The 11,295-nt window shown below is 35.8% G+C and carries 9 protein-coding genes; 6 read left to right on the forward strand and 3 right to left on the reverse strand.

The window, feature by feature from the left end:
* Positions 1-140: 140 nt before the first annotated feature.
* Together FFS26_RS22090 and FFS26_RS22095 are read right to left on the reverse strand one after the other, a co-directional pair.
* Complete coding sequence (locus FFS26_RS22090; RefSeq protein ID WP_110011841.1) at positions 141-1,793, reverse strand: DUF6029 family protein; 1,653 nt, start codon at positions 1,791-1,793, stop codon at positions 141-143.
* A gap of 2 nt (positions 1,794-1,795) precedes the next feature.
* A complete protein-coding gene (locus FFS26_RS22095) occupies positions 1,796-2,278 on the reverse strand; it encodes a TlpA family protein disulfide reductase (protein ID WP_110011840.1) in 483 nt (160 codons plus the stop codon).
* A gap of 203 nt (positions 2,279-2,481) precedes the next feature.
* Between FFS26_RS22095 and FFS26_RS22100 the strand changes: the two genes are divergently transcribed.
* The 4 genes from FFS26_RS22100 to FFS26_RS22115 all read left to right on the forward strand — a co-directional run bounded on the left by FFS26_RS22100 (position 2,482) and on the right by FFS26_RS22115 (position 9,122).
* Entirely contained in the window at positions 2,482-3,546 is a 1,065-nt protein-coding gene (locus tag FFS26_RS22100; RefSeq protein ID WP_137906172.1) for an Omp28-related outer membrane protein, read from the forward strand.
* Between the two features lie 35 nt (positions 3,547-3,581).
* Positions 3,582-5,468, forward strand: coding sequence for a T9SS-dependent choice-of-anchor J family protein (locus FFS26_RS22105; RefSeq protein ID WP_110011838.1), 1,887 nt, complete (start codon positions 3,582-3,584; stop codon positions 5,466-5,468).
* 56 nt (positions 5,469-5,524) lie between these two features.
* Positions 5,525-6,271 (forward strand): T9SS type A sorting domain-containing protein, encoded by a 747-nt coding sequence (locus tag FFS26_RS22110; protein WP_137906173.1) that lies wholly within the window; start codon positions 5,525-5,527, stop codon positions 6,269-6,271.
* Positions 6,272-6,470: 199 nt separating this feature from the next.
* The gene (locus tag FFS26_RS22115; protein ID WP_137906174.1) at positions 6,471-9,122 is read left to right on the forward strand and encodes a hypothetical protein; all 2,652 of its coding nucleotides are present in this window, start codon (positions 6,471-6,473) and stop codon (positions 9,120-9,122) included.
* A gap of 108 nt (positions 9,123-9,230) precedes the next feature.
* Here the strand turns inward: FFS26_RS22115 and FFS26_RS22120 are convergent, their stop codons facing one another.
* The gene (locus tag FFS26_RS22120) at positions 9,231-9,581 is read right to left on the reverse strand and encodes a hypothetical protein (RefSeq protein ID WP_110011835.1); all 351 of its coding nucleotides are present in this window, start codon (positions 9,579-9,581) and stop codon (positions 9,231-9,233) included.
* A 174-nt stretch (positions 9,582-9,755) separates the two neighbouring features.
* Here FFS26_RS22120 and FFS26_RS22125 point away from each other — a divergent pair, with 174 nt between their 5' ends.
* Both FFS26_RS22125 and FFS26_RS22130 read left to right on the forward strand, forming a co-directional pair.
* The gene (locus FFS26_RS22125) at positions 9,756-9,950 is read left to right on the forward strand and encodes a hypothetical protein (RefSeq protein ID WP_047426218.1); all 195 of its coding nucleotides are present in this window, start codon (positions 9,756-9,758) and stop codon (positions 9,948-9,950) included.
* Positions 9,951-10,073: 123 nt separating this feature from the next.
* Positions 10,074-11,120, forward strand: a complete 1,047-nt coding sequence (locus FFS26_RS22130; protein WP_110011834.1) for a PA0069 family radical SAM protein — start codon at positions 10,074-10,076, stop codon at positions 11,118-11,120.
* Positions 11,121-11,295 lie beyond the last annotated feature (175 nt).

Genomic DNA, 11,295 nt, shown 5'->3' on the forward strand with positions numbered 1-11,295 from the left:
TGTTTCCCAGATCGTTGATGGTGAATTTAAACTTTACAGGATTTTTTATCTGCGCATTAATTCCTGTCGCTAAAAATAGTAGAATTAATAAAAACCAGTTTCTAAATTTCATTTTATTAAACTAATTTGAATATATGTGATTAATAACTGGTGCTAATACCCAAAGAAAGACCGGCACTCTCAGGAACAAATCTGCAAACACCGCCTACACAAAGCAATCCTCCTCTTTGTCTGCCATAAGAAGCCTGAATTCTTGTACTGTTTTTTCTAAAAACCAGCCCTCCTGTGTAATAGTGCATTTGCTTTTCTTTATCAGAATTTCCGTAATTATAAAGGTCATTGGCGAAGATCGACCAGTTTTTGTTAAAATTATATTCGAAAAGACCGGCAGCCCAATTTCCATGGTAGCCGTTTGCCCATTGATGCTGCAGTTCCAGTTTCATAGAACTTTTGGAAAATTTGTACATATTATCCAGAATAAGGGTCTGTGCTTTTACTTCTCCACTTGTTTCTTCGACTCTGTAAGTGTTGTAGTACTGGTTAATAAATACCAGGGCAACCTTCCATTTATCATTCAGTCTGGTCCTGATATCAAGGCTTTGGTCTGAGTAATATTTTTCTCCTAATGCAAGAAAATCCGTTTTATAGTCACGGATATCATTAATGTATGATCTGTATGTTCCCTTTAATCCATACCAGTTTGAGATATTCAAAGAAAGATCAGTTCCGTATTTTCCTCCCAATAATGTTCCCTTTTTTATCTTATAAAAGATATCTATCTGAGAACCTAGTTCTCCGGATTTCTTTTGAGGGAGAAATGACAGCCTTGGTTGTGCCTGATAAACATAAATATTGGCCAGGCTATAATCATATTGTTTGGTGAGTGAAGGGATATAATTCAACACGGAATTATGGTAAATATTTCCGATTTGGTCTCGTTGTGAGTAAAAATTAAAGTTTTCCAGTCTTCTCAGTCCAGCAATGATTCCAAACCGGTCTGTAGCATAAGAAAGGTTAAGCAGAAAAGCATTGCCTGAAAATATATTATTTGGATCCAGTGTGTTTACCTGCTTGATATTGTCCTTGGTTTTGTAAAGGTATTCAAATTCCATTGCAAAATTTGAATATTCCATTTTCATTCTGGATGAATAGATGCTGACGTTTTTAGGGAATTTACTGTTTTCCTTATTGTCCTCGTATTTATTGACATAGCTGAATCCGATACTGGTGTGAAGGTCTTTTGCTTTTATCATATTGTCCAGATTCAGTTCGGTATCAAGTCCCGTTATTAATCCGTCTGAAAGATTAAATCCTAACCTCTGTTTACCTATTAATGCTTTCATGATAACGGTTTGGCTGGGATCTGTATATTTTATTTTTCCTCCCAGCAGGGAATTTGCAATCCCAAGCTGTTTGTCTTCCCATACACGTAAAGCTAAACCGCTGCCGAACTGCTCATAAAAATGCCCTAATGTGACATCTACTCCCGCTTTTTCGTTATTATAGTTAACAAAATAAGTTCCCAGGCTGGTTTTACTCAAAACCGGGGAATAATTGAGTAAGGCTCGGGGTTCGTAAGCTTCAAGTTGCGCTCCTGCTGTGAAGTTTTTTAATTTATAGCTGATATTAAGGTAGTTATTTGATCTTAGCCTTTGGTCTTTTTCTGCTTCGGAGAGTTTTACTTTGCTGTCATCAATATAGTATTGTGAATTGGATTCAAGATTTACAGATAACTGGCTAAAAAGACGAATGCTGGTTAATAGAGCCACTCCATAAATTATTTTTTTTCGCATAATTATTTGCTGGTATTGTATTCTTTAATCTTTTTGATCAGTTCATCTTCATCCCCGGGAGAGTAGCCCACATGAGAATATACGACTTTACCTTTATGAATGAGTATGGTGTGGGGGATACTGTTGATATTCAATGCTCTCTTAAGAGTCTGGTTAGAGTCTAATAATACTGTGTAGGGCCACCCTTTGCTTTTGACAAGAGTTTTAACTTTTGAAACTGTACGGGCATCATCTGTGGCAGCTGCCAGTAAGGTAAACTTACTTTCCTTCTGCCAATCTCCGTATTTGTCATTAATAGCGGTAAGTTCTTCCATACAAGGTAGGCACCATGTAGCCCAAAAGCTGACAATAACAGGATTAGAGGAGTCTATTTTGGAAAAATTGATCCTTTCGCCTGACAAGGTGTTTAAAGAGACATTAGGCATTTCCTGAGCGTAAAAAAAGCTTAAACAAGAAACGAAGAGTCCTGAGAAAATCATTTTCATTGTCAATGTTGTTTTTAATAATTAAACAAATATTATTTTGCTAATATATAATTAATTATGTAATTTTAATGCGAAATATTTATTAAAACTGTCAAAACATTGATTTTATAAAAATTTTAATGTTTAAATTTTAAACATATTTATTAACAACTCCATATAAAATTTCAGTTTTTATTTAAACCTATTAAAAAATTCAACAAACAATGAAAAAAAAGTTATTATTTCTAAATTGTGTGATTTTATTTTTTTTGTTATTGTCCTCCTGTAGAGGATCGGCAAGCGACGAAGGAGATACTGTTGCGACTTATCTTACCATTTCTTCAGAAGGTGGTAACGAAAAACTATTGGGAAAAAGCTTTACATTCAGAATAAAGGATAATCTCAATAATGACATTACTTCAGAAAGTGAAATTTTTGTCAATAATCAGCTGATTAACGGAAATATCTATACGCCTGTAGAGAAAGGAGCTTATACTATCAGTGCCCGATACAGAAACCTCCCTGCAAATCCTATATCTGTAAATGCTGTCATCAATGACGGAGTCAATTTTAAACATAGAATTTTATACGAAGATTTTACCGGTACATGGTGTGGAAACTGTACCCGTGCAGGGGCCAGAGCCAAAAATCTGAGACTGCAGACCGATGATGGTTTTGTCTTTATCGGGATTCATGGCCCTAGTGGGCAGGATCCGTGGTCGAATGCCGTAAGTGCTGAGGTAGAGCAGTTTAAAAATGTAACCGGGGTGGATCTGGGCTGGCCCACAATGTTCATTAACAGAAATACAATGTGGGATGACAGTGAAAATTATACCGATATGTCGTTACCGTTGTCTCAGTTAAAAGCCTTCAGTAAAATAGGGATAAGAATAGGCTCTGAAATATCTGGCAATACTCTGAATGTTGATGCCCGGATTTCTTTTGCCCAAGCCTTTTCAGGACTTAAAATAGCTGCGTTTATAGTAGAAGACGAGCTGGTGGGTAAACAAAAGAATTATGTTCCGGCTTTGGGGCCACCTACTATTTATGATTATGTACACCATAATGTTTTACGGGCTAAACTGACTTCATCTGTTGCTGGAGAAAATATTCCGGATTCCCAGACAGTAATTTCCAATGAATACTCCCAATCATTTCAATACTCTATTCCTTCAGATTACCATCGTGATCATCTTAAAATTATCGTGATGGTAATGGATGGTAGTGGAACCGTACTGAACGTGAGAGAAGAAAAGATAGGCATATCCAATACTTATGAATTTTTATAAAACTATTATTTACTAAACTTAAATTTTTAAAACAAATGAAAAAGATTTTATTTTCGGTGCTTATCCTGATATTCGGGATACACTACTCACAGACTTATTACAGTCAGGATTTTAATACTGCAGGACTCAACGGATGGGTGAGTACTGATATTGACGGAGATGGGAAACAATGGACTAATATGAATGTTTCTAGTGTAAATGCAGGCTTTGGAAGCGGATCATTGACTTCCTTTTCTTATATGAGTGGAACCGTGCTTACGCCAAACAATCTCATCACTTCACCGCTTATTAACTTAAGTAATGTTACTGCTTCTAATGCATATCTGGTCTATAATTTGGCAACATATTCTAATTATCCAAACGAAAAGTATTCAGTATATGTTACAACAACCAACGCTTCAGGAGCTATTACTGCTTCCACGCCTGTGTATACAGAAACTGTGGCTGCAGGTGGCTTTCAAAACAGAGTGATCAATGTGAGTTCCTTTATTGGGCAGCAAGTTTATATTTCTTTCAGACATTATGATTGTACAGATCAGTATTATCTCATTTTGGATAATATCCAAGTCAAAAGTTTTGCAGATTATGATGTAGCTCTTAAAAATTTATCTTTAAGTCGATATGGAGTGACCAATACGGATTATTTTATCAAAGCAACTGTAAAAAATAATGGGGCACAAAGTGTTAATAATGTCACCCTTAACTGGAATGATGGCACAGACCATTCTGCTGTAATACCCTTAGCGGCGCCTTTAGCTATTGGGCAGGAAAAAGAAATTACGCATTCAAATGCCGTAAACTATTCTACAGTCGTAAATAAAAATATTATTGTATCTGTTACCGGAGTCAACGGAGCAGCGGATGCTGCTCCTGCAGACAATACACTTTCAGTCCCATTTAATACTGTCAGCCAAAATTCGCCTAAAAAAGTAGTAATTGAAGAGGGTACGGGAACATGGTGCGGTTGGTGTCCGAGAGGGGCGGTTGCAATGCATAATGCTACAAATAATATGTCTAATGATTTTATAGGTATTGCTGTACATCGGGGAAAAGTTAATGCCCCGGATCCTATGGAAATAACAGCATATACAACGGGCACAAATTTCTCATCATTTCCCACTATGAACGCAGATAGAAGTTCATTTGGTTTAGATATTCCTGGTAATGCTGATTTTTCTCCAATCATCACAGAAAGAAAACAAATAATTGCTCCTGCAGCATTGAGTGCTACATCTTCTTTGGTAGGAAGAACAGTTACATTCAATGCTTCGGCTGTTTTCAGAACCAACTTTACAAACGCTAACTTCAGATTCGCTGCTGTAGTTATAGAAGATGAAGTAAAAGGCACTACTTCGGGCTATAATCAGGCAAATTACTATGCTGGGGGCACTACATCTATGGGTGGATATGAAAGTAAACCCAACCCGGTGCCTGCTGCGGATATGGTTTATGATCATGTGGGCAGAATGCTGTTGGGAGGATATGCCGGGCAGGCAGGATCTATACCTTCCACCCTAACTGACGGACAGGTTGTAAACTATACATTTACAGCAGATATTCCAACTGCATATAACCTGGATAAAATAAAAGTTGCTTTGCTTTTATTGGATGGTACAACCGGCGAAATTGTTAATGCAGCAGGGCCATTTGCCATAAATACAACATTAGGGGTTCATGCTGCTGAAAAGACAAATAATGAACATATCTTATATCCTAACCCTGCAAAAGACTATTTCAAAATTGACGGAAAAGGAAAGGCAGACATTAAAATTTTTGATGTCAGTGGAAGAATAATTCTTGAAAAAGAAAATGCAGAGCCTAATACTCCGATTTCTGTACACAATTTTGTAAAAGGAACTTATCTGGTTTCTATTAAAGAAAAAGATGCGGAACCGGTTATTAAAAAGTTAATTATTAAGTAATTTCTCACAATCCGGGAAGCTGTAGCGCGGCTTCCTGGTTTTATAAATTAAAAATTATGAAAAATACTAATTACATCATATTCCTTTCTATTTTTCTGTCTTTTTATGGAAAGGCTCAGCTTAGTTTAGCAAAAGAAGACGGGACACCAATAAGTGACGGAAGTATCATTACCTATAACAGTACGGAAGAAAATCTGGCAACCTTACACTATAAAATTAAAAACAACTCAGCTGTTCCTATTAATGTTCGCGCAAAGGTTATGAATATTGTCAATGCTGACGGAAGCAGTTTTCAGTTCTGTTACCAGAATACATGTCTTCCATTTATAATGTTAGGAGCAGTTTATCCCGGAAATTCCAAACCGGCAATCAATATTCCTGCAAATTCTGAAGTTTCAAGCGGCTATACCATGTGGAATTCTGATACCGGTTCCGGAACATTTCCAATGGACTATGTCCTGAAATATTATCTGGTCGATAGCTTTAATAATGAATATGGTACGCCTGTAACATTTACTTACAGATATAATCCTAATGCAACATTAGCAGTACATGATATGACAAAAAGCAAGGTGTCTTTTGCTGAAATTGATGCAACCATTGTCAAGTCCGTAATCAATGTAATTTCCAAAGAAGATGTATCCTATGTCTTGTACACTTCTGACGGGCGAACTGCGTTGGCCGGAAATCTTAATACAGGAAAAAATGTTATAGATGTTTCTCATCTGCAGCAGGGAAATTATATTGTTTTTTTAAAGAATAGACGGGGAGAATCTGCGTCAAAAAAAATAGTAAAAGAATAATTAATTACTACAATAAACGAATGTTGTTTTTATTGACAAAAGACTATCTCAATTGAGATGGTCTTTTGCTGTTTTTAGAATGAAATATTTTCCTTTTTAAAGTGATAGATCATATTAATTTTATTATTACAAAGTGTAAACAAGTAAAAATTGCACTTAATAATCTTATATTTAAACTTACATTTAACAAGATCAGGATATGAATCGATGGATTAAAAATTTACTCATAGGTTTCGGAGTTCTGGCAGGAATTCTTCTTGCCGCGAATTTCGGTTTAAATATTTGGCTTAAAACCCAGCTTCCGGAATATATAAAAAAGAATACTGACTATCAGGTTTCCTACAAAACCCTAGATGTGGATTTAGGAACCGGAAATATTTTTGCTGCCGGAATTTCAGTTAATAGTAAAGATCCGCAAAACACAGACGTTATTGGTTTGCAGGGAACTATTGATACCTTGAAAATAAGCCGTTTCGGAATTTATGATGCTGTTTTTAATAAAAGAATCAGCTCGTCAGATCTGTTGCTGGCAAAACCTGTTTTAAATGTCATTCTTGCCAAACCTGTTGATCGCAAAACCGGAAAGAAAAGAAATCCGGTTTTATTTGAAAATATCAGGATTAGCAAGGGTAAAATTGCTGTTTTCAGACATACCAAACAGAAATTTCTATCGGTACAGCAATTGGATCTGTATGTAGAAAATTTACAGATGACGGAAGAATCTGTAGAAAATAAACTACCCGTTGTTTTTGACAAATACAGCATTAAAGGACAAAAATTCTTTCTTCGTCCAGATGAAACATATGCTGTTACGATCAGCCGTATCAATACAAGTAACGGGCAGATGGCTGTTGAGAATTTCAGACTGACTCCGCTGCTCTCTTTTGCTCAGTTTAAAAAGTTTTATCCTAAAAAGGCCCAATTATTTGAATTTGCAGTTCCCAAAATGGATTTTACAGATGTTATTTTAAACAAAAATAAAGTTTCACTTACGAATGCAGACTTTGAGAATCCTGTTCTGACAGTCTATAATACAGGAGTAAAGACTAAGAAAGCTGAAAAAAAATCAAATTTTGAAGTTGATTTAAAAAATATAAAACTGAATAATGCCATAGTAAAGATCACAAAGCCGGATGGAAATAATCTTCTGTCAGTAGGGAATCTTAGCGTAAATATCAATCAGCTGATGTTTAATAAAGAAACTTCTGAACAAATCATTCCGATAAGTTACAAAGATTTTACCATTGCCGGAAAGGATATTGAATACTCCAATGCTCAGAATATTACAATGCGAAGTCTTGCGCTGAAGCCTGCAAACGGTGAAGTCAGGGACGTCGTACTGACACCAGGACATCCTGCAGAGAGAAAAGCAGCAGTAGTGTTAAAAACAGATCATATTGCTTTTAATATCAATAAACTGGAATTCATTGACAAAAAGCTGAATGTTGATATCAAGGATCTTCTTGTAGAAAATGTAAACGGAACCTTTAAAGCAGGTGAAAAACCAGCCGGTAAATCTCCTGAGCCTGGTATTATTAAATCACTTATTATAAGAAAAACATCTTTAAAAAATTCAAACATTACTTATGATAAAGGAAAACAGCCTTTGACTTTCCACGATCTTAATGCAACGGTAAATAATATTGAATTATCACCTAAACCCAATCAGCCGGGAATGTCCTTCAAAGTGAAAGATTATTATATCACCACCAGAAACCTCGCTTATAAAACTCAGTTTTACAACATGAGCCTTGGGCTTCTTAAGCTGAATAAAAATAAGGTGCAGATTAACAATTTTGCCATGAAACCTCTCGTTTCAAGAGCGCAGTTTATCAAAATGATACCTGTTGAGAGAGATCTCTATGATATAAAAGCCGGACAAATCACTGCAGAAGGAGAATGGGATCTGTTTTCTCATAATAAAATGATAAACGCCTCACAGGTAGGCATTGAGTCTGCAAATGCCAATATTTTCAGAAGTAAAATTCCTAAGGACGATCCAAAAATAAAAGCATTATATTCTAAAATGCTGCGTTCTATTAAGATTCCGATGACCATTCATAACCTGGATCTGAAAAACTCTGTCCTGGTCTACGAAGAAGATACTCCGGAAAGTATGGGGCCGGGAAAACTGACCTTCAGCAACTTTAATATGAACGTTAAAAACCTGAATTCAGCTAAAATTAAAGGAAAGCCAACAAAAGTAGATATTAACATCAATTGTTCTTTCATGAATCTGTCACCACTTTCTGTCAACTGGAACTTTGATGTGGCAGATCATAATGATAGATTTGCTATTTCCGGAAAAACAACCGGTCTTCCGGCAAATGGAATCAATCCTTTTATCAGACCTTATCTTCATGTGACAGCTACTGCAGGAACTATTCAGGAAATGCTTTTTAATTTCAAAGGAAACCCTGCGGGATTGCACGGAACCTTTAATCTTAAACATAAAGACTTAAAAATTGCTGTATTAAATAAGAATAATCATGAGAAAAAAGGTTTTTTGACTGCTGTTGCCAATGTTTTTCTGAGATCGGATTCAGGGCGCTTTCCGGAAGCCGTTACTGTAGAAAATGTGGAACGTGACCCCACAAAGTCTTTCTTTAATCTCTTCTGGAGAGGAATAGAGCAGGGATTGAAGAAAACCCTGATCGGTAAAAATGTTGAAAAAACAGAAAAGAAAGTCAAAGAAGCAGTTTCTTCTGTAAAGGACATGAAACAATCGGTAAAAGAAATAAAACAGGAAATAAAAAATAAAAAAGAAACTCCCAGTGCGGAAGGAAAGAAAAAAGAAAAGAAAGGCTTCCTGAATAATATGTTCAGAAAAAAGGGAAAAACTGAAGAATAATTCTTTAAACCATTAAGACAGATCCTTTGGCTGCCAGTCATAACCACTGTACAGTTTTTAATTGAAAACAACCTTAATGGTTTAAAAAATTAATATGTGATTGAGTTGTTAAAAATTGAATTCATCACTTTCCTGAATAGGGATATCTCTTAAAAATTTATCAAATTCTTCACCTGGATAATTGCTGTCTGCACCATAAGAATCTATAATCATCCCACGATTTCCTGCATTGTCCTTCACTACATAAAGTACGGCGTTATCATCAGGATTGCTGTCTCCCTCGAAGCGATAAGTTTTTAAAATGACCAGTTCAGAAGGTTGATACACTTTCTCAGAATTTTCAAACTTCATTTCACATTTTTCGTTCATTCTGAACTCCCTGTGTATTCCTCGTTCAGAAAGCGTTTTCATCACTTGGCTCAAGGTCGTCATTCTGTCAATGTTTTCAGGATTTTCCATAATAATATTTTTATTTTTAAGTACAATAATTAAACCATTGCTATCCTAAATATAAGAAAAATAGCAGATTGTAATTTTCCTAAAAATAAAGTTGAATGTTAACAAAATTTATAATTAAAAAAAATAAAATAGGTATGCTTTTTGCAATGGTATCAATAATAAATCAGAGAAAATATGAAAAAAGAAGTTGGAGTTTTACTGGCAGGAGGAGTTGGTCTTTTGGCAGTATTGAGTTTAATAAGCATTAAAAAAATTTTGACTAAAAAAGATAAAAAATATAGTGATTCCTATTCGGATTATCACAGACACTTTGATGAAAAAAATAATGATGATGAAACTCATGGAGTAGAATTATTCGCGCTGAAGTAGTAAAAAAATATATTTAATTATGTTTAAATCCAACGCTTTTGAAAGTGTTGGATTTTTTTTGTGGAAAACTTTAATGTTAAAACTCATTATTTTATAAAAATTCCATTCTAATTTTACACCGGAATGCAAAACGAAAATTTCATAAAAGGTCAGGGAGCTCAGCGAAACGTTGTCAATCGTTTCGACAGGTATACCTATGAACCAGAAGATGAAGATTTCGAAACCGTAAAGACTTCTTTTACGGAAGTATTTCCCAAAAGCATTGTCAATCAGGTCAAAAGTGAAGACCTTCCAATGGAATATTCGATGAATCCTTATCAGGGATGCGAACATGGTTGTTCTTACTGCTTTGCAAGGCCAACCCACGAATACTGGGGTTATAGTGCCGGAATTGATTTTGAAAGAAAAATCATGGTAAAGAAAAATGCCCCTGAGTTGCTGGAGAAATTTTTTCAGAAAAGAGGATACAAAGCTGCCCCGATTCTATTGTCCGGAAACACCGACTGCTATCAGCCGGCGGAAAGGCAATTTGAAATTACCAGAAAATTACTGCAGCTCTGTCTTGATTACAGACATCCTGTCAATATTCTGACAAAAAATGCTCTGGTATTAAGAGATCTTGATATTTTAAAACCTATGGCAGAACAAAATCTGGTGTCAGTTTCTCTAAGCATTCCAACCATCAGCGAAGAATTGAGACGCAAGATGGAGCCGAGAACGAGTTCTGCAAAAAATAAATTAAAAGCAGTAGAAATCCTTTCCCAAAACAATATTCCCGTACATGTTATGGTAGCCCCCATTATCCCGGGACTCAATAGTGATGAACCTTTAAATATATTGAAAGCCATTTCGGATGCCGGTGCTTTAGGTTTCGGATATACTTTGGTACGCTTAAATGATACCGTAGAACCTGTTTTTGTTAACTGGATTGAAGCTCATTTTCCGGACAGGGCACAAAAAGTTTTAAATCTCATCAGATCCATGCGGGGTGGAAAACTTGGAGATAAAAGATATTTTGAAAGACAAAAAGGAGTGGGAAATATTGCAGAAATGATTCATACCACCTTTAAGATCGGCAGAAAGAAGTTTTTTGAAGGCAAAGAATTTCCAAAGCTTTCCACTGCCAACTTCACGGGAACCCGCGACCAGCAGCTTAGATTGTTTGATTAAGCTTATCTTATATATAGTATAATCTTGTTGCCATTTCTTCAAACCCACCCAGACTCTAGCACTCCAACTCTCGAACTTTATTAGGAGCTATTTCCTGCTATCCATTCATACTCCTCGCGCCGAGGCTTTCCCACGCTCTCACCCTGAGCGAAGCCGAAGGGCCCCCACACCTAAA

The sequence above is a fragment of the Chryseobacterium sp. 2VB genome (assembly GCF_005503635.1).
Taxonomy (GTDB): domain Bacteria; phylum Bacteroidota; class Bacteroidia; order Flavobacteriales; family Weeksellaceae; genus Chryseobacterium; species Chryseobacterium cupriresistens.

What these genes read in the sequence shown, in the direction of transcription:
- FFS26_RS22090 (WP_110011841.1), bottom strand. Translation starts at nt 1,793, where the DNA reads ATGCGAAAAAAAATAATTTATGGAGTGGCTCTATTAACCAGCATTCGT.
- FFS26_RS22095 (WP_110011840.1), bottom strand. Translation starts at nt 2,278, where the DNA reads ATGAAAATGATTTTCTCAGGACTCTTCGTTTCTTGTTTAAGCTTTTTT.
- FFS26_RS22100 (WP_137906172.1), top strand. Translation starts at nt 2,482, where the DNA reads ATGAAAAAAAAGTTATTATTTCTAAATTGTGTGATTTTATTTTTTTTG.
- FFS26_RS22105 (WP_110011838.1), top strand. Translation starts at nt 3,582, where the DNA reads ATGAAAAAGATTTTATTTTCGGTGCTTATCCTGATATTCGGGATACAC.
- FFS26_RS22110 (WP_137906173.1), top strand. Translation starts at nt 5,525, where the DNA reads ATGAAAAATACTAATTACATCATATTCCTTTCTATTTTTCTGTCTTTT.
- FFS26_RS22115 (WP_137906174.1), top strand. Translation starts at nt 6,471, where the DNA reads ATGAATCGATGGATTAAAAATTTACTCATAGGTTTCGGAGTTCTGGCA.
- FFS26_RS22120 (WP_110011835.1), bottom strand. Translation starts at nt 9,581, where the DNA reads ATGGAAAATCCTGAAAACATTGACAGAATGACGACCTTGAGCCAAGTG.
- FFS26_RS22125 (WP_047426218.1), top strand. Translation starts at nt 9,756, where the DNA reads ATGAAAAAAGAAGTTGGAGTTTTACTGGCAGGAGGAGTTGGTCTTTTG.
- FFS26_RS22130 (WP_110011834.1), top strand. Translation starts at nt 10,074, where the DNA reads ATGCAAAACGAAAATTTCATAAAAGGTCAGGGAGCTCAGCGAAACGTT.